This is a genomic window from Nonomuraea sp. B19D2, assembly GCF_040137845.1.
Taxonomy (GTDB): Bacteria; Actinomycetota; Actinomycetes; order Streptosporangiales; family Streptosporangiaceae; genus Nonomuraea.
In genome coordinates this window covers 68965-94417 of record NZ_JBEFAK010000029.1, presented here as the reverse complement: position 1 = coordinate 94417, position 25453 = coordinate 68965, and the positions used below count along the sequence as shown (strand labels likewise).

Genomic DNA, 25453 nt, shown 5'->3' with positions numbered 1-25453 from the left:
ACCCAGGCTGGGGCAGCGTCAGCAACCAGCGTGGACACACGGCCTACGCCAGGATACGCTCAAACTTGGTAAAACAACCTGTCGGGTGTTGGACGGTCAGAATGTCGCTAGAGTCCGTGCCTCCGAAGTATGCGCAGCTTGTGCAGGCGCTTCAACGGCGTATCGAGTCGGGGACCTACCCGCCCGGCTCTCTCCTCCCCAGCGAACACCAGCTCATCCAGGAGTTCGGCGTCTCGCGCCCCACAGTTGTCGCCGCGTTGCGGGTGCTGCGTGAGCAGGGCTGGATCGAGTCGCAGCAGGGCAAGGGGCGTTTCGTGCGTGGCCGTCCTGCGATGGCGGCCGTGGAGCCCAACCGCCCCGGGCAGGCGTACTTGACCAATCCAGAGACCAATGCTCCCGGTGAGCTGGTCGAGGCCGGTGCCGTCGCGCTGCCCAATCGGGTGGCGGCGTTGCTGGAGGCGCAGCCTAAGAGCAAGGCGTTCCTGCGTCGACGTCTGGTCGCCCGTGATGGCGAGCCGAGCGAGTTGGTCTCGCTGTGGCTGCCCTTGGAATTGTCGGAGGGCACTGACCTGACGAGCGGCGAGCCGTTGCCGCAGGGCATCCGGCAGCATCTCCAGTCCCGCAAGGGGGTCCGCTTCGATCACATCGTGGAGCAGATCACCGCCCGCATGCCCACCGCTCAGGAGGTCAAGCAGCTCGGCATGCCCAAGAACGTGCCGCTCCTGGCGGTCTTCGGGGCTGTCCGGGATGCCTCCGGTCGTCCCCTGGTCGTGGTGGAGGTGCTCCTTCCGGCCGACCGTCACGAGTTGGAAGACGCCTACCCGGTTCGGTAGGGCACGACGATGACTTGGTGCGCGTCCTCGTAGATCACGTTGCCGGGGTCGGCCATCTCGACGCGTACGCATGCCACCTCGTGTACGGCAAGAATCTCTAGGTAGCCGGAGACCCGGTCGATGAGATGGCCGGCCGACAGCTTGAACCAGGCGGTGGCTCCTGGGTTGCGGTCCCGGTTGTAGATGTCGGGGTCCACGTCGCTGGGGTCGATCAGGTTCGCGTGATACCAAGCGTGGCTCTCAGTCTTGAAGCGCTCTTCCTCGGGTGAGAGCCGCCCTCGTTTGGCAAGGCCGTTGATGAGGCCGAACACGCCGGGATGGACCCCTCGCGCGTTGGGGCTGGGGCTTTGAAACCTCACGTACACCTGCGGCTCCTCCTTGATCGTGAGGGCCTGTGTCTACCGGATCGGTAAGAGGTGTGTCACTCCAGCTAGGTAACTTGACGTAGCAAGTTTGCGAGTCGTATCTTCAGAGCATCACTTGATAGGTCAAGTGCCTGACATCCAAGAAAGGGGCCGTCATGGCTCTGCAAGGTCCCATCCCCGTCACCTTCGCCATGGTCTTCCCGCACGGCTGCTACATCGTCGGCGAGGTCGAGCCCGTCAAGGACTTCGACGCCTCGTCCAACGGCCGGTTCGTGCAGGCCCGCGACAAGCAGACCGCAGAGCTGGTCTGGCAGGTCGCGGTCATGGACGGCGACCCGACCCTCAAGCCCGCCCAGAAGACCGTGGCGGTCAAGATCCTCGCTCCGGTCCAGCCGGTACCTCCGCAGCCGATGCCGGGCCTGCCGTTCACGCCGGTCGAGTTCGACGGCATGTCCATCACCCCGTACGTCAACGCCGCCGGCCGGCTCGCCTACTCGATCAAGGTCCGCGAGATGCACGCTCCCCGCCAGAGCACCCCGAACAAAGCCGGAAAGGACGCCGCCTGATGACCCGTCGCCGTACCCCTCGAACCAGCGTGATCCGGCTGACCACCGGCCGGACCGCCCGGACCCTGCTCCACCCCTACGGCCACCGTGAGCCCATGCTGGCGCTCGACTTCGGAGCCACCTGCGTCCTGGTCACCACCGCAGGTCCGGTGACCGCAGAGGACCTGACGTTCGCGCGCCAACTCGCCCACGAGGCCACCCGCTACGCCCGATCGGTCGAGCGCTCCTTGCTCGCCCTGGACGGCACCCGTGAGGCGACTGCCAGGGGGAGGGCCGCATGAGCAACCTCGGTCCGTACACCTATATCACGCTGTCCATGCGACCGGACGACGCCCCGCATCTGGGTGTTTCGTTCTACACGCCCAAGCTGCGCGTCAGCTCCGGGCTGCTGCTCAGCAACCCGGCCCGTTCCTGGAGTTCACCTCGCACGAGGCCAACGTGCACATCTCCACCACCGGCGCCGGACGGGTCACTGACGCCGACCTGGCCACCGCCCGCGAGATCTTCAACGCTGCCGCTCGCTACCTGGCCGACTGCGAGCGTCTGCACACCGACCAGTCGGCCACCGGCAAGACCGCCACCGACACGGCGGCCTGACCACGCAAGGCGGGGCCGCCAGAAGCGCCAACTTCCGGCGGCCCCTCGGTTCTCCCACGACTCCACATCACGAGAGGCACCAAGCTTATGTTCCGCAGGCTTCCCGGCGACGAGGCGCGCAACCTCGTCTCCACCACCCCGGACACGGCCGTCGTCTTCCGCCCGGCCGTCGTCACAACCCCCGCCATCGTCACCATCGTCATCCTCACCTGGCGGGTGCTCGCTGGGCTCGTCCGTACGATCTCTCGGCACCCCATTGTCGCCGTGGTCCTGGCGGTGCCGTCCGCGCTGTGCTGGCTGTACGGCTGGCAAACCGCGCTCCTTCTCGTCGCGCCGGTCCCAGTAGGGCTCATCACCTGGGCCGTCATCGATCGCGCTTCGTTCACTCACTGGGTCGGCTGGCGACTGCTGGCCTGGTGGCGGCTCATCTGGGTCTACCGCCGCTACTGGCAACCCGTCATGATCATCTCTGGGCTAGGTCGACACCTACGAGGCCGTGACTACCTGCCCCGACTCGGCAAGGTCACCTGCAACGCCTGGGCCGACACCGTCACCATACGAATGCTCGACGGGCAAGCCGTCAAGGACTGGGCCGACCGCACCGACCACCTCGCACACGGCTTCGGCGCACCCTCCTGCCGTGTCCAGGTCGTCAAGGCGGGTCGACTGGTGCTGACCTTCCCCCGCCGTGATCCACTGGCCACGCCGATACAGGCGCTCCCCATCCCCACCGCGCCGACCGTCGGACCGGTCGAGATCGGCAGGCAAGAGGACGGTTCCCCTTGGCTGCTGAAGATCCTCGGCACACACGTGCTGGTGGCCGGCGCCACCGGAGCGGGCAAAGGCTCCATCATCTGGTCCACCATCCGCGCGCTACTTCCTGCGCTACGGGCGGGCTTGGTCGAGATCTGGGCGCTAGACCCCAAGCTGATGGAGCTCTCGTTCGGGCGTGCCCTGTTCGGCCCTCATTACGCCGCCACTCCAGAGGAGTGCGCCGACCTGCTGGAGCAGGCCGTCAAGGTCATGCAGGAGCGGGCCGCGCGCTTCGGCGGCGTCCAGCGCTCCCACGCTCCCACAGTGGCTGATCCGTTCATCCTGGTCATCGTCGATGAGGTCGCGTTCCTGACCGCGTACCAATCCGACAGGGACCTCAAGCGCCGCGTCTCGGCAGCACTGGCCACCCTGACCACCCAGGGCCGTGCGGTCGGCGTCGGCGTCCTGGCGGCACTCCAGGACCCTCGCAAGGAGGTCATGACCATCCGCAACCTGTTCCCCGACAAGATAGCCCTCCGGCTGGACGAGTCCGAACAGGTGGACATGGTCCTCGGCGACGGCGCACGCGACCGTGGCGCGCTGGCTGACCGGATCTCCTCGAATCCCGCTCTGGGCGCGGGCGTCGGCTACGTCCGACTGGAAACCAGTCCCGACCCGGTACGGGTCCGCGCGGCCTACGTCTCCGACACCGACGTCCGCGCCATGGTCGCCAGCTTCGCCACACAGGGCGGTGAGGCTCGATGACTCTGGCCCACGTCCTGGATGGTCTGCGTTGCTCGACCTGCAAGACCCTCAACATGCTCTGGCTCGACCCGTCCCGGGCGCTGGTCGAGTGCCGTGAGTGCGGACAGTCGGCGCTGATCTTTCCCGAGATCGGCGAGGAGGAGGATCAATGACGCAAACGGAGCGGCCGGCGGTCGCAGCGCCATCCCGCGCCACGCCTCGGGCTGTGCGCATGGCACAACCTCTCGCGCGTGAGGTGGCCGAGCAAGTCGCCATCCAGTACGGGGTGTGCGTCCGCCCGATCGCCTTGAAGCGACTCGACACTCACACCGGTCAGTGGGAGATCATTGATGTCCCGTGCGGCTCGCCGATAGAGGACAAGTGTCCGCCGTGCGCCAAGCGCAACAAGCAACTGCGTAAGGCCCAATGCCGCGAGGGCTGGCACCTGGACGAGGAACCGACGATCACCCCGGACGAGCCGAGCGAGGAACAGCGCTGGCTGGTCGAGTTCCGTGCTGACATCCAGGCCCAGCGCGACGACACCGATCGAGACGGCGGTGACACGACCGACTTGGACGCGGTGATCAAGGGCTTGGATCAGGAGATCAACGCGGCGGGCATGCGGGGGAGCGTGCTGGGTCGGGCGACGACCTCCAAGCGCTCGCGCTCGACTCGGCGGCGGCAGGACGCTCCGGACTTGCCCAAGCGGAGGATGGCGCACACGACGTTGGGCCGGACCTTCCAGGCCCCGGACGGGAGGACCTATCGGCCCTCGCTGTTCGTCACGCTCACCTTGCCCTCGTATGGCAAGGTCTGTGATGGTGCGCCGGTCGATCCAGACACGTACGACTACGCGCGGGCAGCTCGCGATGCCCTGCACTTCTCCAAGCTGGTGGATCGGTTCGTGCAGAACCTGCGCCGCGTGGCGGGCTTCGACGTGCAGTACTTCGCCACCGTGGAGCCGCAGAAGCGGCTCGCGCCGCATCTGCACATGGCTATCCGCGGGACGCTGCCGCGAGCGGAGATCAAGCAGATCGCGGCGGCCACTTATCACCAGGTGTGGTGGCCCTCCGTGGACGAAGTGCAGTTCGAGGGTGAGCACATGCCCGTTTGGCAGGACGGGGCCGGCTACCTCGACCCGGACACCGGCGAAGTCCTGCCCACGTGGGACGAGGCCCTCGACGAACTGGACACCGATGAGGACGCCGAGCCGCTGCATGTGATCCGCTTCGGTGAGCAGGTCGACGTCAAGGGCGTGCTCGCGGGCACAAAGGACGCCGACCAGTGCATCCGATACCTGTCCAAATACCTGACCAAGAGTCTCGGCGATGGACTCAACGGCCAGGCCCGGCAGGAGCACGCGGCTCGCTTCGTCGATGCCCTGCGTTACGAGCCCTGCTCGCCGACCTGCCCGAACTGGCTGCGCTACGGAGTCCAGCCCAAAGGCGCCAAAGCCGGGATGGCCCCCGGCCGGTGCCGGTCCAAGGCTCACAAGCCCGAACACCTCGGCTACGCAGGCCGCCGCGTCCTGGTGTCCCGCAAGTGGTCGAACAAGACCCTGGCCGAGCACAAGCAGGACCGCCGTACCTGGGTCCTGGAAGCCCTCGGCAAGGCCGACGAGCCCATAGACCCGCACCGCTACGTCTGGAAGCCCGTCCCAGCCGGTGATGCCAACGTGGCCCCACTCGCGGTACGGCTTCTGCGATCCGTCCGTGAGCGGCAACGCTGGCGCGCTCACATGGCCGAACTCCAGGCCAGAGCCGACGGTCAAGATCTTTCGGCAACGGAAGGGAGGGCGGCGTGATGGAACGACTCTTCTACCGGCCGAACGACGCGGCCACGGTCCTGGGCATGAGCCGTACGGCCATCTTCCGACTGATCAAGACCGGCGAACTCCGGTCGATCAAGCGTGACGGATACCGCCTGATCCCTGCTGCCGCCCTGCTGGACTTCGCCCGTGACCTGGAAAGCAAGGAGGCGGCGTGATGGCGCGCAAGCCCAACGGCCGTTCTTCGATCTTCCTCGGTAAGGACGGCAAGTGGCACGGCTACGTGACCATGGGCGTCAAGGACGACGGCACACCCGATCGCCGCCATCGGATCGGCGACACCGAAACCGAGGTGACTCGCAAGGTCCGCGAGTTGGAGCAGAAACGGGACTCCGGCAGGTCCGACAAGCCGGGGCTCGCTCCCACCGTCGCCGAGTGGATGCGTACGTACCTGGATGAGATCGCGCCTCTCAAGGTCAGCGAGCACACCCTACAGAGCACCTACCGGCCCAAAACCGAACACTGGATCATCCCGCGCCTCGGCGCCCATCGCCTCGACCGGCTACGGCCGGAGCACTTGGACGCCTTCTACGCCTACCTCGCACAACAGGGCCTCGCCCAGAACACGATCGTGCAGATCCATCGGATCCTCTCTCGCGCGCTCAAGATCGCGGTGCGCAGAGAGAAGGTCGCCCGCAACGTCTGCACGCTCATCGACGCACCTACCGCTGAGGACGTCGAGATCGAACCGCTGGACGCCGACGAGGCCCGAGACGTCCTCGATGCGGCCAATCACCGGAGGAACGGAACCCGTTGGTCCGTGGCGCTCGCGCTCGGTCTTCGGCAATGTGAAGCGCTCGGCCTGCGCTGGAAGTACGTGGACCTCAAGCGAGGCGTCATCCGCGTCTTCTGGCAGATCAAGCACCAGCGTTACCGCCACGGCTGCAAGGACCCGCACGCCTGCGGCCAAAGGCTCCACCACTACCCCTGCCCGGAAGACTGTCCCAAGGCCAAGCGCACTTCCGGCCGGAAGCACATATGCAACAAGGAAGGACAGAAGTTCTGCGCTCCGGATTGCGCCAAGCACGCGCCCTCCTGCCCTGAGCGGGTAGGCGGCTGGGCCTTCGTGAAGCCCAAGGGCAAGAGCAAGCGAACCATCATGATCCCGCCCCCGCTGATCCCGCTCCTCAAGCTTCACCAGCAGACCCAGCAGGCCGAACGAGAATCCGCGGGGGAGCGGTGGCAGGACTATGACCTCGTCTGGTGCCACGAGGACGGACGCCCAATAGACGCCGGCCAGGACTGGGACGAATGGAAGGAACTCCTCCGCCTGGCCGAAGTCGAGAACGACGCCCGTGTCCACGACGCTCGCCACACCGCCGCGACTCTCCTCATCGAACAGGGCGTGGACATCAGCGTCGTTCAGGAAATCCTCGGTCACTCACAACTGACCACGACCAAGCGCTACACCCACATCACAGCGACACTCTCAACCGAAGCAGCAGCTCGCATGGGCCGGGCTCTCTGGGGCTAACTGCAACTGGAAATGCAACTGGGCGGGCTTCCGGATCATGGAGATCGGGGAGTCCGCCCAGGTCGTTGGTGGTAGGGCGCCCGGGGCTCGAACCCGGAACCTACGGATTAAAAGTCCGCAGCTCTGCCAATTGAGCTAACGCCCCTCGCAACAGCAAGGGTACAGAGATTACCGCCCTGCCCGCGACGCCTAAATCACCGGTAAGCGGCCAGGCCCGTCAGCGCCTCCCCCAGCACCAGCGTGTGGATCTCCTGCGTCCCCTCGTACGTCAGCACTGACTCCAGGTTGTTCATGTGCCTGATCACAGGGTACTCCAGCGTGATCCCGTTCCCGCCCAAGATGGAGCGGGCCTGGCGGGCGATGTCCAGGGCGGCGCGTACGTTGGCCAGCTTGCCGAAGCTGATCTGCCGCGGCTCCAGTTGCCCCGCGTCCTTCAGCGCACCCAGATGGAGGGCGGTGAGTCCCGCCTGGGCGGCGCCGACGTACATCCAGGCGAGCTTCTCCTGGGTCAGCTGGAACGCCCCGATCGGCTTGTCGAACTGGACGCGCGTCTTCGCGTACTCCACCGCCGCCTCCAGGCAGGCGCGGGCGGCGCCCACGACGCCCCAGACGATGCCGAAGCGGGCCTCCGAGAGGCAGGAGAGAGGGCCGCGGAGGCCGACGACGCCCGGGAGGACGGCGGAGGCGGGCAGGCGGACGTCGTCGAAGTAGAGGGACGAGGTGACCGAGGCCCTCAGGGACAGCTTCTTGTGGATCTCAGGGGCGGAGAAGCCGGGGGTGGAGGTCGGTACGACGAAGCCGCGGATGCCTTCGTCGGTCTGCGCCCACACCACGGCCACGTCGGCGATGGAGCCGTTGGTGATCCACATCTTGGAGCCGTTCAGGATCCAGTCGGATCCGTCTTTCTTGGCATAAGTCCGCATGTTGGCGGGATCGGAGCCATGGTCCGGCTCCGTCAGGCCGAAGCAGCCGATCGCCGTCCCGGCGGCCATCCGGGGCAGCCACTCCTCCTTCTGCTCATCCGAGCCATATCGCCAGATGGGGAACATGGCCAGCGAGCCCTGGACCGACACGAAGGAGCGCAGGCCCGAGTCGCCGGCCTCCAGCTCGCGGCAGGCCACCCCGTACGACACCGCGTCCGTTCCCGCGCAGCCGTATCCCTCCAGGTGCATCCCCAGCAGGCCGAGCGAGCCGAGCTCGGGCGCGAGCTCGCGCGCCGGGAAGACAGCCTTCTCGAACCAGTCGCCCACGTACGGCAGGATGCGGTCGGAAACGAATGATTTGACCGTGTCGCGGATAAGCCGCTGGTCGGCGTCGAGCCGGTCGTCCAGGCGAAGCAGGTCGTCCATCGCGGGTCCCTTCCTCACATAGGGGGCTACCAGGGTTCTACCAGGGGGAATCCTGATGTGCGAACACCGGGCGGACGGGCAGTCTTGGGGCATGAGCGAATACAACGTCAAGAAGCTGCGCCGGACTCACAAGGGCAGGATCGTCGCGGGCGTCTGCTCCGGCATCGGCGAGTACGTCGGGATCGACGCCAACCTGGTGCGCATCGCGCTGGCGATCGCGACGCTCTTCGGCGGACTGGGCGTCGGCGTGTACGCGATCGGCTGGCTCCTCATGCCCGACGAGGACAGCGACACCTCGATCGTGCAGGACCTGATCAACAAGCAGCAGGACCGCAGCAGAACGGACTGGAGCGGCGAGCACAAGCCGCAGCCGTGATCAGGCCGCGGCGGGCACGCGTTCCCGGGACCCGGTCCAGACCAGGGCGAGCACGGTCGCGCAGATCACCCCGGCTATCCCGGCCAGCGCGACCACCGGCTCTGGACCGAGTCTCTCCGCCGCGAACCCGCCGGCCAAGATCCCGATCCCCTGTACGGCCATCAGGCCCGACTGCACGAGGCCGAACGCCTGGCCGCGCCGTTCGGCCGGAACGTTCTGGACGAAGGCGGCATTGGCCGCGAGCTGGTACGCCCCACCGATCCCCGACAGAACCCACGCCGCGAGCACCACGGCGAGCGGCGGCCGGAGTGCCGTCACGATCAGCGGCGCGCAGCTCAGTATGGCCATCCACCCCATAAGCCGCATCCGCCGCTCCGGCCCCACGAACCTGCTGAAAAGGAACGCCCCCACGACCGTTCCGGTCGGCATCGCCGCCATCAGCAGCCCGGTGATCATGGGAACCGGCAGCGTCCCCGTGGCGAGCTTGGCCGCGTACGGCACCGCGATGCCCTCAGGCAGGATGTAGAAGCCGCACAACCACGCGAACAGGACAAGCGTCCGCAGTTGCCGCGACCCGAACACGAGCCGGGCTCCCGCCATGGTCATGGTCCACATGGACGGTTTCGTGCCGTCGTGGTTCGCGGCGGGGCGGCGCCGTACCCCCGAGATCAGGATCAACGCGGAGCCGAGGAACGTCGCGGCGTCCAGAGCGAGCGCCCGGTAGGGGCCCAAGGTCGCGATGACCGCTCCGCCCGCCGCGAAACCGAGCATCTGCACGGCCTGGTTCGTCATGTTCTGGAGGGCCGAGCCGATGACGTACCGGTCGCCTTCGAGCACTTCGGGCAGCAGCGCGGCGCGCGCGGCCGAGAACGGCGCGCTGAGCAGCACCACCAGGAACACCAGCGCGCACAGCGCCCAGAACGGCATGCCGGGCACCGCCATCACGCCCACCAGCACGGCCCTGATCAGGTCGCACGTGAGCATGACGCCCCTGCGCGCGAACCGGTCCGCCAGGCCGGCCAGCAGTGGCCCGCCCACGATCGACGGGAGGTACGTCAGCGCGTACACCGCGGCCGTGGCCAGCGGGGAGCGCGTGCGCTCGTAGACGAGTACGGCGAGTGCCACCTGCGCGAGCTGGTCGCCCAGGAGCGAAAGGCCCTGGCCGTACCAGAGCGCCCTGAACTCCCTGATGGCAATGACTTCTCGGTATGTGGCTTGGTCCTCGGCACGGCGATGCCGTCCCTGCGGCCGTCGCGCCCGCATGGCCCCCATTGGACTCCGCTGTGCCTGACTTACGGTGCTCGGTGTGTTACCTAAGGTGCCCGATCATTATGGCAAGCCGCAACCCAAAGCAGCGAACCAAAAGCAAAGGGTTACCAGCCAAGCTCGTGAAGTCTCGCGTCGTCGATGCCGAAGTGGTGCCCGACCTCGTGGATGACCGTGATGCGCACTTCGTCCACCACGTCCTCCTCCGTATCGCAAATCTGGCATATCGCGTTGCGGTAGATCTCGATCCGGTCGGGCAGGACTGCTGAGTACCAGTCGCCGCGTTCGGTGAGGGGGACACCGGTGTACAGGCCGAGCAGGTGGGGCTCCGGCGGGTCATCGACGACCGTCACGACGACATTGCTCATGGCGCGGGTGAGGTCAGGAGGAATTGTGTCCAATGCCTCGGACACGAGCTCTTCGAACTTCTCCCGCGTAACCTCGATCACGCTTGCCATTCTGCCTCGTCACCCGGGTAGGCAAGAGACTGTATGAAGTTCGCTCACAGGACAAAGGCAATCATCAACTCCAGGACGGCGAGAGCGGCGGCGGTGCTCCTCGTCGCGGCCGTGGGTGCCTGGATGGGGATCTTCCTCAGCGGCACCGTACGCGCCCAGGTCGGTCCGGTGGAGACCGGAATGTCACTCCGCCCGGCCTGGCACGGCGAGACGGTCGTGGACGCCAGCCCGCTCGGCACGCTCACGTTCCGCACGCACGACGCGCCGCTGCGATTGCGCATCACGCTCGAGAACATCGACCAGGACCGCGCCAAAGCCTTCATAGAGGACCCGCGTCTGGCCGACCGCCTGCCCGGCCTCATCGAGAGCGACCTGCTGGACGGCGTGCGCGCGCTTGTGATCCGCTCTCTCCTGTGCGCGGGGGCGGGGGCGCTGATCGCGGTCCTGATGGTCTTCAGGCGGCCCAGAGTGGCCTTCCTGGGCCTCCTGGCCGCCGCCGTGGGCCTGGCGGGCACGGGAGCCCTCGCCGCGCTCACGTTCCGTCCGAGCTCGCTCGTCGAGCCCCGCTACTCGGGGCTCGTCGCCGCCGCGCCGTCACTGGTGGGCAGCGCCGAGTCGATCGTGACCCGCTTCGAGTCGTACAGGGCGCAACTCACCAAGCTCGTCACGAACGTCTCCAAGCTCTACGACACCGTCTCCACCCTGCCCTTGTACGACACCGACCCCAAGACCATCCGAGTCCTCCATGTCTCCGATATCCATATAAACCCCATCGCCTGGAACGTCATCCGCTCCCTCAAGGACCAGTTCGGGGTGGACATGATCATCGACACGGGCGACATTTCCGACCATGGCACCAAGGCCGAGAACAAGTTCATGGATGAGATCGGCCGTCTTGGGGTTCCGTACGTGTACGTACGCGGCAACCACGACTCGATGGTCACCCAGAAAGCGGTCGAGAAGCAGAAGAACACCATAGTCCTCGACAACAAGACGGAGACGGTGGCGGGCCTGAAGATCTACGGCCTGGGGGATCCTCGCTTCACCCCGGACAAATCCGTAGCGGTCAACTCAGATCCCGCCGTACTCGGCGAGTTCGCCCGCTCCCACCTCGCCAAGGTCGGCCGGCCGGACGTGATCGCCGTACACGACCCGGACGTCGGCAAGGGCTTCTCCGGCGCGGCGCCCATGATCCTCGCCGGCCACACCCACGTCCGCAAGACGACCCTGCTCCCTTCGGGCACCCGCATGCTCATCCAGGGCTCGACCGGCGGCGCCGGCCTGCGCGCCCTCGAACACGCCCAGCCCACCCCCATGCAGGCCTCGGTCCTGTACTTCGACAGGGAGACCAAGCGCATGCAGGCATGGGACGACATCACGCTGGGCGGCCTGGGGGAGCAGTCGGTGTACATCCAGCGTCACGTGGAGCCCGACCCACAACGTATGATTTCTCCGGAGCCAACGAGCGCCCCGTCGCCAACGGGATCGGTCACTGGCACACGAACGCCGACCAACGGTCCGCCGCTTTGGCATCAAGGGCAATCGTCCCCTATGCTTCAGAGGTCTCCGACGGAAGGCGACAGGGAATCCTGAGCCCCCATCGTCTAGCGGCCTAGGACACCGCCCTTTCAAGGCGGCGGCACGGGTTCGAATCCCGTTGGGGGCACTGCGAGCGCTTGGCGCACCGGAAAACGGCTGGTCGAAGACCACCGAAGACCTGGTAAGCTAAGCGAGCGCAAACCGCAAGAAACGCAAGGTCCTGTAGAGCAGTTTGGAGTGCTCGCCACCCTGTCAAGGTGGAGGTCGCGGGTTCAAGTCCCGTCAGGACCGCTCTGGGTCAGGTAGCTCAGTTGGTACGAGCGTCCGCCTGAAAAGCGGAAGGTCGGCAGTTCGACCCTGCCCCTGACCACCATTGTTTACCAGCAAGAATGCCCCGAACGGATTATCGTTCGGGGCTTTTTGATCTCCTCTGACAGCAACGTCGCCGCCTCCGCTGCTGGGCCCGTCCGTGGCAGGCTGATGCTCGTGTGGTTACTTCCTTGGCCTCTGGCGAAAGATCCGGATCACGGCACGGTGTTGCCCAGGGCGCTTCGGACAGTTCGTGCCGTCGACACTGCCACGATGATCGAATTGCTGCGTGAGACCTCACGCTCTGCCAAGCCGCAGGCCATCGAGCTTCTGGCTGCTCACCTTGCTCCGGATGGAACCCACTATGTGATTCCTTGGCCATGTAGGTCGTGGGATGTGCCCGTAGAAGGCTGCATCTCTGCGGCCATGGTGCTCAGAATGAACGACGGTGCGCTCATCAAGAGCGGTCTTAACAGGTCTGTACCGATGCCGCGTTTCCAGCAGCTTCCCAAGACGCTGTCACGATGGGAGGAGTATCAGACAGCGCGGCGCGCCAGGAACATAAGGCGGGACTTCCATGTGTGGTCCCGTGATCACCGGCACGACCACAGTTGCCAGCACCCACACTGCATCGAAAAACGTGAAGGCCATTGCTCCTGCTTCACTTTTCTGGAAGACATGCGGACAGCACGTGACCGGCCGGCCGGATTGGAACGCGGGTCGGCGCAGGAGGCCATCAGAGTATTGATGGCCATGGGGTTCATTGAGCTGCGAGCCGGCACTCACTTCGTGAAGCGCGCGTTGGCCGCGGGGGAAACGGACACGGCACTGACGCAACTGGAGCACATGCGCATGATCGCGGACGTGTGCCACAACCTTCCGCAGGATCTCTCCCCCAAGAGGCGCAAGACTCGTGAGCGGCACGCTATCGAGAGCCTCCGATTCCACTTGCGGGAACTTGATCCCGACGATCGTGCTGCTCAGTGGGTCGTGCGGCAGCTAGAAGATCAGGGGTTCGACTATGTTCGTGTTCTCCGAGATCGGACCAAATGGAAGCACGCCCGATAACGGCGTCACCGAGCGTGCTGACCCAGCCGTGAAAGGGGTTGGCTATCCGAGGGCATCGCCCAGCTTGCGCAGGGCGGTGCGCTTGTCGTCGAGGGAGGCGTGGGCGTAGATCGTCATGGTGACCTCGATGTCGCTGTGGCCTACGATGTCGCGGACGACCTGGGGCGGGACGCCGAGGTTGAGCAGGAGCGTCACGCAGGTGTGGCGGAGGTCGTGGAACCTCATCCCGCCGAGGCCAGCGGCCTTGCGGATCGCTCCCCAGCTTCTCCGTAGGTTGTCCGGCTCCATGGGGGTCCCACAGCGCGAGGGGAAGACGCGGCCGCGTTCCGTCCACTCCTCCCAGCGGTCCGAGCGTTCAGCGAACTGCTTCCTTCGGTGCTCTCGCAGGGCCTCTACGCAGATGGGCGGTAGCGGGACGGTTCGTTCGGAGTCTGAGGTCTTGGGGCGGACGAACTGGAGACGGCCCGCGACCCGCTGGAGGCTCTGGACCACTTCCAGCTTGCCGGCCTCAAGGTCGACGTCTGTCCAGCGGAGCCCGAGGAGCTCCCCACGGCGCAGGCCGAGGCAGAGCGCAAGGACGTACAGCGCGTATAGGCGATGGTCGCGAGCGGCCTTGAGGACGGCACGGGCCTGCGGGACGGTCAGGCCGCGATTGACCTTGTATTTGGGCACCGGGACCTTGACGAGCTTCGCGACGTTGCGAGCGATGATCTCCTCTCGTACGGCGCACTCCAGAGCGTTCTGCAGGACCGCATGTATGGACTGGACCATGCGGGTGGACAGGCGGGACTCGCAACACTGCCCGCTCCTCAGAGCGCAGCACGCCGGCTTCTCGCGGGAGGCATCCCAACCGTTTCGGCAGTACTGGCATTCGGAGCGTCTTCGTTCCATGGGACGCGCCCCGGTACCACCCTCGCACGCTGGCCGTCGCCCAGGTGCTGGAACTCCATGGCATGAAGCCCGTGGGCCCCTAGATGGGTCACATGCGACGTCGACAGTCAGTGTCCCTGCCGTCCCTACTGTCCCTGAGCCTGCTGCGACCAGCACTAACGCAGTCCAAGGCGAGGGACAGGCCTCTTGGGAAGGCCGTCCCTGCTGTCCATGAGATGGTGACGACCTCAACCAGAACAGCCGCTCTCAACCATGCTCCGACCAGTCAATGGTGCTTCGCACGCCTTTCTGAGTGCGCTACGCGCGGGAGACCGGCTGTAACACCCCGGGGGGTCCCCCGGTGTTGCAGCAGGTTTACACCCGGACAGTCCGCAGTGTCACGAGACGCGCTTTGCTGCTCGACGCAGTGCGGCTCATCGCACTGGCCCGAGCGGAGGGCATTGATCACGTGTTCGTGCTACTAGACGATGACAAATACGGTCAGGCCACCCGGTCGTGATCACAACTGGTGAGCACGGCCGGGTGGCGTTGGGGAGTCACAGACCTCCTCCGCGGGCCTGTGCACGACGTGAATGCTTACATCGGATTCACTCGACCGGGAAAGGCGGACCATGCCGTCGACCGGGAAAGGCGGACCATGCCGATCGCTCATGCCGGTTGACACCCGTCCGACCATCAAGTAAGACTCCCATTATGCAAATAACCCAAGTTTGGGAAGAACAGTGGACGATAGGCTGGACAACGCTCACTCCGTTCGAGCTATACGGCGAGCCGTACCTCCTGTCGTACAAGAACGGGTCGGGAAACGCGGACCTCAGTAAATTCCACAAGGACGGCTCATACAGCGGGGTGTGGCAGCAGGGGTGGACGACGGGGTGGACGACACTCACTCCGTTCGAGCTATACGGCGAGCCGTACCTCCTGTCGTACAAGAACGGGTCGGGAAACGCGGACCTCAGTAAATTCCATAAGGACGGCTCATACGGCGGGATATGGCAGCAGGGGTGGACGACGGGGTGGACGACACTCGTCCCCTTCAAGGCGTACGGCGAGTATTACCTCCTGTCGTACAAGAACGGGTCGGGCGAAGCGAGTCTTGACAAGTTCGACCAGGACGGCTCGTACAGCAATGTGTGGCAGCAGAACTGGGCGACGGGGTGGACGACGCTGGCTCCGTTCGAGCTGTACGGTAAGTGTTATCTGCTGTCTTACCAGGCGGGGACGGGAACTGCGGAGCTGAGCAGGTTTGATTTCGCCGCTGAGGCGGCGTCCGGTCGGCCGGTGCCGTCTATGACGGCGAAGGGGATTTACGAAACGATAAAATAGAGGCGAGGGTGTCGCGGTGACACGGCAAGCTGGTCACCATGGGGCAGCATTCACGGCCTGTACGTTTCGGGTTCTGTTGATCGCGCTGTGTGATCGATCAGAGGTGTGCAACGGTACGACCGGCTCCGGAACGTCAGGCGGTGAATGCTTACCCTCTTTGGTGGAGTGACTGAGTGACAAACTGAGTGACAACCGCGGCAGACGATCACGGACGTTGACGGACGCTTGGGGATGGTCGGGGCCTGGTCAGCGCCGTCATGAGCCTGGCGGGAACGGGTGCTCGGCTTGCCTGAAAAGCGGAAGGTCGGCAGTTCGACCCTGCCCCTGACCACCAGCATTGAACAGCCAAGATGCCCCGAAGCGAAGAAGACTGCTCCGGGGCGTTTTCGTGTCTGTGACAGCAACGCTGATAGCAACGTCGCGCATCAATCCAGTGGATCACGTGGGCGCTGCCGTCCTACCGTGAGTCATGGACTTTCACCCGGGCAGCCTTCTTGGTCCCGTCCCCGAGCGAGTCGGGCGACTGGTCTTCCTCAACGGGACTCCAAGCTCAGGGAAGACAACCGTGGCGAAGGCACTGCAAGAGGAGTTGGCTGAGCCGTTCTTTCACCATTCATTGGACGAGTTGCGCGGTGGTTACCAGGGTCGATACTGGCGGCAGGACTACGGAGGCGTGCTTTTCCGTAGAGTGCTCGATGGCTACCTGCACATGCTGCGCAGTCTCACACTGCTTGGCCATGACGTGATCTCGGAGGCGGTGATCACACCGCAGATGTTGGATCACTACCTCGCTCTGTTCGAGGGGATTCCGGTGCTGTTCGTCGGAATTCGATGTCCTCTGGAGGAGGTAGAACGGCGTGAGAGAGGGCGACCCGACAGGATGACGTCGGCGCCGCAACTCGATGAGCCGGTCCATACGCATGGCTGCTATGACCTGGAGGTGGACACTTCCGTCCAGAAACCTGCGGATGTCGCCAAGCTGATCATTGCCGCCCTGATGGAACCGCCGGTGGTCTCAGCCTTCGATCAGCTGCGTAGGGGTAAGACAGGAGGGCAGCCGGTTCAGGCCGACTGCCCTCGTGACTTAAACGCGCGTTAGCCGAGAGCATCCCCCAGCTTGCGCAGAGCATTGCGCTTGTCGTCGAGAGAGGCGTGGGCGTAGATGGTCATGGTCACTTCGCTGTGGCCGACAATGTCGCGGACGACCTGGGGCGGGACGCCGAGGTTGAGCAGGAGTGTCACGCAGGTGTGACCGAAGTACAAGCGCATCTCGCCGAGGCCGGCGGCCTTGCGGATGGTTCCCCAGCTTCGCCGTAGGTTGTCCGGCTTCCGTGAGCGGACCTCCGTGATCTACCCCTGAAACGCGAAGAGCGTTCGTGCCGGGCCGCCACCCTCCGACTACAGAGAGTTCCAGCTACAACACGAACGCTACCTGATACTGAGAGTAATCGCTAGTACTTAGAGTACGTGTAGACGTACTTTTTCTACGCCCCCACTCGATCGGCCAGTTCCCGCAGCTCAGACGACGTCGGATCCTGCATCGACAGCAGGTCGGACACGAGCTGCCGCACAACCCGATGGTTGCGAACCTGCTCAGGCGTGATGCTCTCGGCCTCCAGCAGCTGAGCCATCGCCTCATCCACCTGACGGCGCTGCGCATGTGCCCGTGCGAGATCCACCGCCAGCCGCGCCCGCCGTTCCGACGACAGCGTCGAGGTGTCCACTGCGGCACCGACGCGCAGCGCATGTCCGGCGTCGCCGACTTCCACCGCCACGGCCACCTCATGCAGCGCCACGTTGGCCGGCCCGAACTCGGTGTTGTAGTCGTTGCGCCCGTCGCCAACCCGCGCCGCCATCTCACCGGCCCGCGACAGGTGCTCGTACGCCACGTCGGCCTGATTCAGTCGCGAGGCCGCCACCGCCCGCTGCAAGGTGAGCCCACCCCACAGCGACATCGCCTCCACATTGCCCTGATCGGTCAGGAACCACAGCGCCTCAGCGGCCGTGCGCGCCGTCTCCTCAACCTGATCGAAGTGACGCGCTCCCAAGAAGACGAAGCCCAGCCGGAACGCCCCGGCCGCCATCATCAACGGATTGCCTGCCCGCTCGGCCGCACCGATAGCCCGATCGGCCGCGATCCACGCTGCTTCCGGTTCGCCCAGCTTGGCCAGCGACGCCGAGCACGCCTGATAGGTCACCGCCAGTAGCTCGAACAGCTCAGCCTGCCGGTCTGCGGGTGCGGACCGCGCCGCGCTCTCCAGGGTCGGCACGAGCCCGCGCAACAGCTCCGTCAGCTCGACGTAGCGGCTCTCATGCGCCAGCTCCCACGCGTGATCCACCCGCGGCTTGAGCTGATCGGTGGCAGGCACCGGCGTGGCGTGCAACATGGCCTGCAGCGAATGGGCGCCCGACAACACCAGCCGCAACCCCGCCGTCCCAGGCATCTCCTCATTGGTGGCGGCGACCACGGGCGCTTCGGCGGCCAGCTCTGACAGCGGCACATCCAGCGTCTCGGCGACCTTCTCCAGTACGGACATGCGATCGACCTTGCGCACGCCCCGCTCCACCTGCGAGATCCACGCCACCGACCGATCCACCAGCCGGGCCAGCTCGGCCTGCGACAGGCCACGCCGTTTGCGTTCCTGGGCGATACGCCGTCCGAGCGCCCGCTGATACTCCATGCTCACGATGTCGTGCCCTTCCCGCTCTGCAGTCTCAGCCAGTCGACCTCGACCGAGGCCAACAGCTGCTCCCGGGCCGCCAGGAAACGCCTGGTGTGCTCGGTCTGCTCGTGGGCGTCGAAGGCGTCCCGGTCTCGGTACAGCTCGTAGAAGATCCGCTGGAGCGGCTGGCCGTCCACCTGGTGCGAGGCGTACACGATCGTTCCCGGCTCGTGCTGGCGGATCGCCTCGATTGTCTCACCGACGAGGGTGTCGAACGCCGCCGCGCTGTCCTCGTCCTTGCAGGTGAATCGAACCATTAGTCCGAACATGTACGCCCTCCTGGCTCGCCGTCACGGTCTGGGATCTCGATGTCTCTACTCGACCAGTACTTATTGTGCGGCGCAAGTACATCAAGTCTCTTGTACTTGAAGTATAGCACTAGTACTTTAAGTGCGGATAAGCGACGGCAGTGCTTCGACCTGCATGAACGCAAGGAAACGGCGATGTCCCCAGCGCTGAACAGCCCCAAAGAGATCCACCGGTGGTGTCGCAACTTCCCCGGCACCAGAGCCCAGATCCGCGAGGCACGCCAGTTCGTCACGAGCTACCTGGGAGACCGCCCCGAGACCGACACCGCCCAACTGGTCGTGTCCGAGCTGGCCACCAATGCCATCCGCCACACCCGAAGTGGACTTCCCGGTGGCCGATTCGGCGTCACCCTCCACGCAGGCAGCACTCTGCTGATCGCCGCCGTCCTCGACGAAGGCGGCCCCACCGCCCCGCATCTACGCCAAGCCGAAAACGACGACCGGAGCGGACGCGGCCTCCACCTGGTGGAGACCCTGACCACGCGTTGGGGCGTTCATGGAGACGCAGCCGGCCGCACCGTCTGGGCCCTCATCCCGCTCGCCCTCGCTGGCCAAGCCGCATGAACGACTGCCTGTCTTCCCACCTGCCCGAGCCGCAACCGAACTGCACACGGCTCGTATGGCTCACCGTCCGCAAAGAGCCACGGCGCAGGACACTCCTCTGGACCTGCCACTGCGATGGCGTCATCTACGAACTGTGCGCCAGTGGTGGCCAAGCGTTCCTTAGGCGTACCGACCCAGACTCCGGAAAGGCCTTCGAGACCCACCGTATGAGCACGCGAGAGGGGCATGCCACGTGGCAGGCCCTACTCGAAGGGTGCGTACGGTAGCCACGTGCGCAAGCGACTCATACTCATGTTCGGTCTAGACAGCAACCCCTACAGCAGACCTGCGCTAAGAGCGCGCTAGCGGTGGGCTAGCGGGGCTGTGCAACATAGCCTGGCATGGAATTGCTGCTCGCCGGATGCCAGGTGCTGATTGGAGTGGTGTTCGCGGTGTCCGCGTTCACCAAGCTGCGCAGCCGTACGGCTCTGCGTTCGTTCGCATCGTCCCTGGCGATGCTGCCGGCGCGCGTCCGCTTTCCCGCCGCCGTCTCTGTGGCCGCCGCGGAGGCGGCGGTGGCCGTCCTTGTGGTGATACCGCAGGTGGGGCTGCCGCTGGGCGGGGTCCTGCTGGGTGTGTTCAGCGTTGTGATCGCCGTCTCGATCCGGCGAGGCCTGCGGTTGACCTGCCGGTGTTTCGGCTTCGCCGCGTCCACGCTCGGGCCCGTGCACCTGGCGCGCAACAGCCTTCTGCTGGCTTTCGCCGTATTCGGTTGGGCGGCTGCCGACATCGGTCCGGCGGACCCGCCGTCGGCCGCCGGAATGACGCTGGCCGTCTCGGCCGGGCTGGTCGGCGCGATCATCATGATCGCTTTCGACGACATCGTCAGCTTGTTCATGGAACCCTCAGGGGGCGTGTGATGCCGTATCTGATTGCCGCTGTCGTGCTGGTCGGCCTGCTGGGCCTGCTCAACCTGCTGCTGATCATCGGTGTGATCCGCCGACTGCGCAGGCAGGCCGCGCACCCGTCCGTTCCGCCAGCGATGCTGGACGGTCCCGCGGTCGGGGAGAGACTTCCCGAGTTCGTCGCCACGACCATCGACGGTGAACCGATCTCCGCGGAACTGCTGGGCGGTCCGGCCCTGATCGGGGTCTTTTCCCCGACCTGCGAACCCTGCCGGGATCTGCTGCCGAAGTTCGCCGAGCGGGCCAGTCGGCTCTCGGATCCCGTGCTGGCCGTGGTCGTCTCCGATTCGGCGGAGGAGGCCGCCATGGACGTTGCTCGCCTGGCGAAGGTGGCGCGTGTCGTACGGGAGGAACCCCTGGGGCCGATCCAGACAGCGCTCAACGTCAACGGGTACCCGACCGTGATCACGACCGATGCGGCGGGCATGGTGATCAGCAGCGACGTCGACCTTCCGGACACGGTCCACGCATGATCGGTACGGCACGCTTGGCGGCGGGAATCGCCTTACGGACGTCGCCCGGCCTGATGGTCGTCTACATCCTGGTGATGCTGGTCGAGGCGGTGGCACCGGTCGCGGTCGCCTGGTTGACCAAGCTGGTAGTGGACGACCTGGCCGCCGGAAAGCCGGGGGCCGACCTGGTCACGATGGCGGTGGCACTGGCAGCCGCAGGGGTGACGATCGCGGCGCTGCCGCAGGTCAGCCAGTATCTCGGGAACCAGATGGGCCGAGTGTTCACGGCGCGGACCACGGCTCGGCTCTTCACGGCGACCTTGCGTTTCGCTGGATTGCGGTACTTCGAGGATCCGGACTTCCACGACCGGCTGCGGCTGGCGCAGAGCAGCCTGCAGACCGGCCAGGCGGTCGTCACCGGCTCGTTCGGGGCGGTCCAGTCGGCGATCACCCTTCTGGGCATGGTGGGCTCGCTCCTGGTGATCAGTCCGGTTCTGACGGCGATCGTCCTGGTGACCGGGGTACCCGCGCTGATCGCCCAGCTCCGCCTGTCGCAGCGGCGGGCGTCGATGCTGTGGGAGATCGGCCCGGCGGAACGGCGTCAGCTGTTCTACGGCAGCCTCCTGGGCACGGTCGAGGCGGCCAAGGAGATCCGGCTCTTCAACAGCGGCAAGTTCCTGCGCGGACGCATGATGGCGGAGCTCCAGATCTCCAACGCGGCGCACCGCCGGATGGATCTGAAGGAGCTTTCCGTCGAAGGCGCGCTCACCTTGCTGGGAGCCGTGGTCGCCGGAGGCGGGCTGATCTGGGCCGTGCTCGCCGCCCGGTCGGGCATGTTGAGCGTGGGCGATGTGTCCTTGCTGGTCGCGGCCGTCGCCGCCGTCCAGGGCGCGCTCACCGGACTGATCCAGGCCATCGCGTCCCTGCACCAGGACCTGATCATGTTCGGCCACTATGTGGCGGTTACCCGCGCCGAGCCCGACCTGCCGGTTCCGGCTAACCCCGTCCCTCTTGCCAGCCTGCGGCACGGCATCCAGTTCAGGAACGTCTGGTTTCGCTACAGCGACGACCATCCCTGGATCCTGCGCGGCGTGGACCTGTTCATTCCCGCCGGCGAGGCGATCGCGGTCGTCGGCCTGAACGGCGCGGGCAAGAGCACGCTCGTCAAGCTGCTGTGCAGGTTCTATGACCCGCAGCACGGGTCCATCACTTGGGACGGCGTCGACATCCGCGCCGTGCGCCCCGAGGACCTGCGCAATCGCATCACCGGACTCTTCCAGGACTACATGGCCTACGACATGTCGGCGGCCGACAACGTCTCCATCGGCTTCGTCGCCGCCAGGGAAGACCGAGCCCGGATCCGGGCCGCGGCCCAGCGGGCAGGCGTCGATGACAAGTTCTCCTCACTTCCCCGGGGTTACGACACCCTTCTGACCCGCATGTTCTTCGACGAGGACGAAAAGGACGACCCCGAGACCGGCGTGCTGCTCTCCGGCGGTCAGTGGCAGCGAACCGCCCTGGCAAGGGCCATGTTCCGCGGCTACCGCGACCTCATGATCCTCGACGAACCCTCGGCGGGGCTGGATCCCGAAGCCGAGGCAGACGTGCACGCCAGGACGCGCCACCAGCGCGAGGGCGCCACCAGCGTGCTCATCTCCCACCGGCTCAACACCGTGCGCGACGCCGACCGCATCGTCGTGCTGGAGAACGGGGTCATCGTGGAGGCAGGGACACACCCCGAACTCATGGCAACCCGCGGCCGCTACGCCCGGCTCTTCCGCATGCAGGCCAAGGGCTATGTGGATCCCGACGAGGCGGTGGTCGCATGAGGTTCTGGCTGCTCGCCGCCGGACTGCTCCCCGCCCTGGTCGTATGGCTGCGCCGTACATACTCGATCATCCGCGTCGACGGCTACAGCATGGCGCCCACCCTGGTCGACGGCGACCGCCTCCTGGCCCGCAAGGCCTCCCCGTCTGACCTGCGGCGCGGCCAGATAGCGGTCGTCACCAACCCCTTGGAGATCGGCGAACGGTTCCTCATCAAACGCATCGCCGCGCTCCCCGGAGATCTCGTGCCCGAGGCGGCGAGGGCCGCCAGCGCGGTGGACCGGGTGCCCGCCGGCCGCCTGGTCCTGCTCGGCGACAACACGAACGCCAGCTTCGACTCCCGCGACCACGGCTTTTTCCAGATGTCCGATATCCACGCCATCACCATCAGAAAAATGATGCCCGGAAAAGAATAGGAGGGGTAGATGAAATTAATCGGAATGCTGGCCGACCACGCACTCGGCCGAATTCTCCCCGAGGAGAAGGCAAGCGCCTCCGGCACCTGCTGGTACGTCCAGTCCCCATGCTATGGGACGACTCGCCTCGTCTACCGGTGCTGCAACGACGGCCAGGGCAGAGACTGCTGGCTCTACAAGAAGAAAAAGTGCCGAGTCCGGTTTTTCTGAGTCGAGAGTGGGTGTAAGTAAATGCTGCTCCAACTGATCGAAAAAGCGGCCGACGGCATGCTCGGCCTGGCTCTTCCCGAGGACACGGCCCATGCCGTCAGAAAATGCCCTTCGGGCATGCGCGGCAGGGTCTGGCCGGACGGCACGTGCCGGCCCAGTTCCAGGTGTGCCAGCGGGAAGGTCCGGAACATGGTCACCTGCGTTTGCAAGGTCGGCGTCCCCTATTGCTGGGTACGAGCCATCGGCTCCAGGTGCTGCTGAAACACAGGTTCCAGCGCATAACGAAAGGGAAAAATGCCAGCCGTCGGGACACTTTCCGACCGCATTCTGTCGCTCGTCACGCCTGAGCGGAACGCCACCGCGGCGGAGTGCGGTTACGCGTAGAAGTGCTGGAAGACGAAGTGCAAGCCCACTCTATCGAGCAATTCGGTGCTGACGCAGTTCCGGCAGCTTCGGTGCACAAACGGCTACAAGGGGCAATGGGCGATGTACTACTGCGGTAGCTGAACCCATTCAAACACCGTCTGAACAAGCGGAACGCCCTCGGTGATGTCTGCCGCCCACTGGTCAGCCGCGGCCGACATCACCGAGGAATGCGTCTGACCATGGTCTCGATCAGCCGAGCAGGGTGTTCCTGGACGGGATACGGTCGGCACGCGCGGCGCCACGGAGGCCCAGGCCTGCAAGGGTGGCGAGATTGGCTAGTGGCCCGGTGGGGCTAGGACGGTAACCACGGCTGGCACGGGGAATCTCTCGTTCCGCGCCTTCACCCGAAGGCTCGTGAAGTTCTCCTGGTCGCCGGCATCGCCGTGCGTGGTGCGTCACCACTTCGAGAAGAGCCCGCTCGCAAATGACAAGAAGAATGGTAACCGCCTGCCACTTTCAACCTATAGCGCGCTGGGGGCCTTGCGGCAAGATCCGGGTCGTGCCGCAGAATCTACGGCCGGAGCCAGAATCTGCGGAAATCAGGGATCGCGACGTACGTGTGCTCGCGGGTGTGCGCCGCAGGACCGCGCGGAGCAGCTGGCCGAAATGCAACCTCAGTGAATGGGCGGCTCATGTTTGACGTGATCATTGCAGGGGGCGGACCGACCGGCTTGATGCTGGCCGGCGAGTTGCGGCTGCACGATGTGCACGTGCTCGTGCTGGAGAAGGACGCGGAGCCGACCAGGGTGGTCCGCGGGCTCGGCCTGCACGTGCGCAGCATCGAGGTGATGGACCAGCGCTGCGCTCGCGCTACCTCGTCGGCTGCGACGGCGGCCGCAGCACGGTGCGCAAGCTGCTCGGCGTCGGCTTCCCCGGTGAGCCCTCCAAGGTCGAGACGCTGCTGGGCGAGATGGAGGTGACCGAGGATCCGGCGACGGTTGCCGCCATCGTCGCGGAAGTGCGCAAGACCCAACTGCGGTTCGGTGCCATGCCCCTCGAGGACGGGGTGTACCGCGTCGGCGTGCCCGCCGAGGGGGTGGCCGAGGATCGCACGGTCCCGCCGACCCTCGAGGAGTTCAAGCAGCAGCTGCGGGTGTTCGCCGGCACCGACTTCGGCGCGCACTCACCGCGCTGGCTCTCCCGGTTCGGCGACGGCACCCGCCTGGCCGAGCGCTACCGGGTCGGCCGGGTGCTGCTGGCCGGCGACGCGGCGCACATCCACCCGCCGACCGGCGGGCAGGGACTCAACCTCGGCATCCAGGACGCGTTCAACCTTGGCTGGAAACTGGCCGCCGAGGTCCACGGCTGGGCACCGGAGGGGCTGCTGGACAGCTACCACACCGAACGGCACCCGGTGGCCGCCGCCGTGCTGGACAACACCCGCGCGCAGATGGAGCTGCTGTCCACCGAGCCGGGGCCCCAGTCAGTGCGCCGGCTGGTGTCAGAACTGATGGACTTCGAGGACGTGAACCGGTACCTGATCGAGAAGCTCACTGCGATCGGGGTCCGCTACGACTTCGGTGACGGGCATGAACTGCTCGGCCGGCGGCTGCGGGACGTGGGGCTGAAGCGGGGGCGCCTCTACGAGCGGATGCACGGCGGCCGCGGGCTACTGCTCGACCAGAGCGGCCGGCTCTCGGTCGCGGGATGGGCGGATCGGGTCGACCATGTCGTCGACGTCAGCGAGGAACTGGACGTGCCCGCCGTGCTGCTGCGGCCGGACGGCCACGTGGCGTGGGTCGGTGACGATCAGCAGGATCTGCTCAACCAGCTGCCTCGGTGGTTCGGCGCCGCCGTCGGCTGAGTTCGCAGGTGGGGCTGGAAGGGGTGGGACGCCGGCGC

Annotated in this window: 27 protein-coding genes, 5 tRNA genes and 1 pseudogene; 24 read left to right on the top strand and 9 right to left on the bottom strand. The window is 65.9% G+C overall.

Annotated features, from left to right (window positions below):
• Positions 1-140 precede the first annotated feature (140 nt).
• Positions 141-833 carry a GntR family transcriptional regulator gene (locus ABN273_RS39250; RefSeq protein ID WP_349454318.1) on the top strand — a complete coding sequence of 231 codons (693 nt, stop codon included), beginning with the start codon at positions 141-143 and terminating at the stop codon, positions 831-833.
• Here ABN273_RS39250 and ABN273_RS39245 read toward each other — a convergent pair.
• Positions 818-1192 carry a hypothetical protein gene (locus ABN273_RS39245; protein ID WP_349454316.1) on the bottom strand — a complete coding sequence of 125 codons (375 nt, stop codon included), beginning with the start codon at positions 1190-1192 and terminating at the stop codon, positions 818-820. The genes ABN273_RS39250 and ABN273_RS39245 overlap by 16 nt on opposite strands.
• Before the next feature lie 161 nt (positions 1193-1353).
• Between ABN273_RS39245 and ABN273_RS39240 the strand changes: the two genes are divergently transcribed.
• The 8 genes from ABN273_RS39240 to ABN273_RS39205 all read left to right on the top strand — a co-directional run bounded on the left by ABN273_RS39240 (position 1354) and on the right by ABN273_RS39205 (position 7160).
• Positions 1354-1764, top strand: coding sequence for a plasmid replication, integration and excision activator (locus tag ABN273_RS39240; protein ID WP_349454315.1), 411 nt, complete (start codon positions 1354-1356; stop codon positions 1762-1764).
• Entirely contained in the window at positions 1764-2045 is a 282-nt protein-coding gene (locus tag ABN273_RS39235; RefSeq protein ID WP_349454314.1) for a hypothetical protein, read from the top strand. The genes ABN273_RS39240 and ABN273_RS39235 overlap by 1 nt, the downstream gene beginning before the upstream one ends.
• A gap of 157 nt (positions 2046-2202) precedes the next feature.
• The gene (locus ABN273_RS39230; RefSeq protein ID WP_349454313.1) at positions 2203-2361 is read left to right on the top strand and encodes a hypothetical protein; all 159 of its coding nucleotides are present in this window, start codon (positions 2203-2205) and stop codon (positions 2359-2361) included.
• Between the two features lie 87 nt (positions 2362-2448).
• Complete coding sequence (locus ABN273_RS39225) at positions 2449-3879, top strand: FtsK/SpoIIIE domain-containing protein (RefSeq protein WP_349454311.1); 1431 nt, start codon at positions 2449-2451, stop codon at positions 3877-3879.
• The gene (locus tag ABN273_RS39220; RefSeq protein WP_349454309.1) at positions 3876-4031 is read left to right on the top strand and encodes a hypothetical protein; all 156 of its coding nucleotides are present in this window, start codon (positions 3876-3878) and stop codon (positions 4029-4031) included. Before ABN273_RS39225 ends, ABN273_RS39220 begins: the two co-directional genes overlap by 4 nt.
• A 59-nt stretch (positions 4032-4090) precedes the next feature.
• A complete protein-coding gene (locus tag ABN273_RS39215; protein ID WP_349454308.1) occupies positions 4091-5662 on the top strand; it encodes a replication initiator in 1572 nt (523 codons plus the stop codon).
• Entirely contained in the window at positions 5662-5844 is a 183-nt protein-coding gene (locus ABN273_RS39210; protein WP_349454367.1) for a helix-turn-helix domain-containing protein, read from the top strand. The genes ABN273_RS39215 and ABN273_RS39210 overlap by 1 nt, the downstream gene beginning before the upstream one ends.
• Positions 5844-7160, top strand: a complete 1317-nt coding sequence (locus ABN273_RS39205; RefSeq protein ID WP_349454366.1) for a tyrosine-type recombinase/integrase — start codon at positions 5844-5846, stop codon at positions 7158-7160. The genes ABN273_RS39210 and ABN273_RS39205 overlap by 1 nt, the downstream gene beginning before the upstream one ends.
• 69 nt (positions 7161-7229) lie before the next feature.
• Here ABN273_RS39205 and ABN273_RS39200 read toward each other — a convergent pair.
• Positions 7230-7305: transfer RNA gene (locus ABN273_RS39200), tRNA-Lys, on the bottom strand.
• A 49-nt stretch (positions 7306-7354) separates the two neighbouring features.
• Positions 7355-8509 (bottom strand): acyl-CoA dehydrogenase family protein, encoded by a 1155-nt coding sequence (locus ABN273_RS39195; RefSeq protein WP_349454307.1) that lies wholly within the window; start codon positions 8507-8509, stop codon positions 7355-7357.
• Positions 8510-8600: 91 nt separating this feature from the next.
• Between ABN273_RS39195 and ABN273_RS39190 the strand changes: the two genes are divergently transcribed.
• Positions 8601-8885, top strand: coding sequence for a PspC domain-containing protein (locus tag ABN273_RS39190; RefSeq protein ID WP_349454306.1), 285 nt, complete (start codon positions 8601-8603; stop codon positions 8883-8885).
• Here ABN273_RS39190 and ABN273_RS39185 read toward each other — a convergent pair whose 3' ends face one another.
• Together ABN273_RS39185 and ABN273_RS39180 are read right to left on the bottom strand one after the other, a co-directional pair.
• Positions 8886-10148 (bottom strand): MFS transporter, encoded by a 1263-nt coding sequence (locus ABN273_RS39185; RefSeq protein ID WP_349454304.1) that lies wholly within the window; start codon positions 10146-10148, stop codon positions 8886-8888.
• Between the two features lie 110 nt (positions 10149-10258).
• Entirely contained in the window at positions 10259-10609 is a 351-nt protein-coding gene (locus ABN273_RS39180; protein ID WP_397146389.1) for a metallopeptidase family protein, read from the bottom strand.
• Positions 10610-10642: 33 nt separating this feature from the next.
• On the opposite strand from ABN273_RS39180, the gene ABN273_RS39175 reads away from it, so the two are divergent.
• The 5 genes from ABN273_RS39175 (at position 10643) to ABN273_RS39155 (ending at position 13525) form a co-directional block, all read left to right on the top strand.
• Complete coding sequence (locus ABN273_RS39175; protein WP_349454301.1) at positions 10643-12202, top strand: metallophosphoesterase family protein; 1560 nt, start codon at positions 10643-10645, stop codon at positions 12200-12202.
• Positions 12203-12275 (top strand) — tRNA-Glu (locus tag ABN273_RS39170).
• Positions 12276-12364: 89 nt separating this feature from the next.
• Positions 12365-12439 (top strand) — tRNA-Asp (locus ABN273_RS39165).
• A gap of 5 nt (positions 12440-12444) precedes the next feature.
• Positions 12445-12521: transfer RNA gene (locus ABN273_RS39160), tRNA-Phe, on the top strand.
• A gap of 209 nt (positions 12522-12730) precedes the next feature.
• A complete protein-coding gene (locus ABN273_RS39155; protein ID WP_349454300.1) occupies positions 12731-13525 on the top strand; it encodes a hypothetical protein in 795 nt (264 codons plus the stop codon).
• A 42-nt stretch (positions 13526-13567) separates the two neighbouring features.
• On the opposite strand, the gene ABN273_RS39150 is transcribed toward ABN273_RS39155, so the two are convergent.
• A complete protein-coding gene (locus ABN273_RS39150) occupies positions 13568-14296 on the bottom strand; it encodes a tyrosine-type recombinase/integrase (RefSeq protein ID WP_349454298.1) in 729 nt (242 codons plus the stop codon).
• Between the two features lie 813 nt (positions 14297-15109).
• Between ABN273_RS39150 and ABN273_RS39145 the strand changes: the two genes are divergently transcribed.
• The 3 genes from ABN273_RS39145 to ABN273_RS39135 all read left to right on the top strand — a co-directional run bounded on the left by ABN273_RS39145 (position 15110) and on the right by ABN273_RS39135 (position 16841).
• On the top strand, positions 15110-15742 hold the full coding sequence (locus ABN273_RS39145; protein WP_349454297.1) for a hypothetical protein: 633 nt from the start codon (positions 15110-15112) through the stop codon (positions 15740-15742).
• A gap of 244 nt (positions 15743-15986) precedes the next feature.
• A tRNA-Phe gene (locus ABN273_RS39140) sits at positions 15987-16076 on the top strand.
• A 135-nt stretch (positions 16077-16211) separates the two neighbouring features.
• Positions 16212-16841 carry a phosphotransferase-like protein gene (locus tag ABN273_RS39135; RefSeq protein ID WP_349454296.1) on the top strand — a complete coding sequence of 210 codons (630 nt, stop codon included), beginning with the start codon at positions 16212-16214 and terminating at the stop codon, positions 16839-16841.
• Here the strand turns inward: ABN273_RS39135 and ABN273_RS39130 are convergent.
• The 3 genes from ABN273_RS39130 to ABN273_RS39120 form a co-directional block, all read right to left on the bottom strand.
• Positions 16838-17011 (bottom strand): hypothetical protein, encoded by a 174-nt coding sequence (locus tag ABN273_RS39130; protein WP_349454295.1) that lies wholly within the window; start codon positions 17009-17011, stop codon positions 16838-16840. The two genes, ABN273_RS39135 and ABN273_RS39130, sit on opposite strands and share 4 nt — an antisense overlap.
• A gap of 215 nt (positions 17012-17226) precedes the next feature.
• Positions 17227-18423: a helix-turn-helix domain-containing protein gene (locus ABN273_RS39125; RefSeq protein ID WP_349454294.1), complete on the bottom strand. Its 1197-nt coding sequence runs from the start codon at positions 18421-18423 to the stop codon at positions 17227-17229.
• Between the two features lie 2 nt (positions 18424-18425).
• Entirely contained in the window at positions 18426-18722 is a 297-nt protein-coding gene (locus tag ABN273_RS39120) for a putative quinol monooxygenase (protein WP_349454292.1), read from the bottom strand.
• A 186-nt stretch (positions 18723-18908) separates the two neighbouring features.
• Between ABN273_RS39120 and ABN273_RS39115 the strand changes: the two genes are divergently transcribed.
• The 6 genes and pseudogenes from ABN273_RS39115 (at position 18909) to ABN273_RS39090 (ending at position 25415) form a co-directional block, all read left to right on the top strand.
• Positions 18909-19337 (top strand): ATP-binding protein, encoded by a 429-nt coding sequence (locus tag ABN273_RS39115; protein ID WP_349454291.1) that lies wholly within the window; start codon positions 18909-18911, stop codon positions 19335-19337.
• 380 nt (positions 19338-19717) lie between these two features.
• On the top strand, positions 19718-20236 hold the full coding sequence (locus ABN273_RS39110) for a MauE/DoxX family redox-associated membrane protein (RefSeq protein WP_349454290.1): 519 nt from the start codon (positions 19718-19720) through the stop codon (positions 20234-20236).
• The gene (locus ABN273_RS39105; protein WP_349454288.1) at positions 20236-20754 is read left to right on the top strand and encodes a TlpA family protein disulfide reductase; all 519 of its coding nucleotides are present in this window, start codon (positions 20236-20238) and stop codon (positions 20752-20754) included. Before ABN273_RS39110 ends, ABN273_RS39105 begins: the two co-directional genes overlap by 1 nt.
• Positions 20751-22562 carry an ABC transporter ATP-binding protein gene (locus tag ABN273_RS39100; protein WP_349454286.1) on the top strand — a complete coding sequence of 604 codons (1812 nt, stop codon included), beginning with the start codon at positions 20751-20753 and terminating at the stop codon, positions 22560-22562. Before ABN273_RS39105 ends, ABN273_RS39100 begins: the two co-directional genes overlap by 4 nt.
• Positions 22559-22975, top strand: coding sequence for a S26 family signal peptidase (locus tag ABN273_RS39095; protein WP_349454284.1), 417 nt, complete (start codon positions 22559-22561; stop codon positions 22973-22975). Before ABN273_RS39100 ends, ABN273_RS39095 begins: the two co-directional genes overlap by 4 nt.
• A 1268-nt stretch (positions 22976-24243) precedes the next feature.
• A pseudogene (locus ABN273_RS39090) lies at positions 24244-25415 on the top strand (FAD-dependent monooxygenase).
• The last annotated feature ends 38 nt before the right edge of the window (positions 25416-25453 follow it).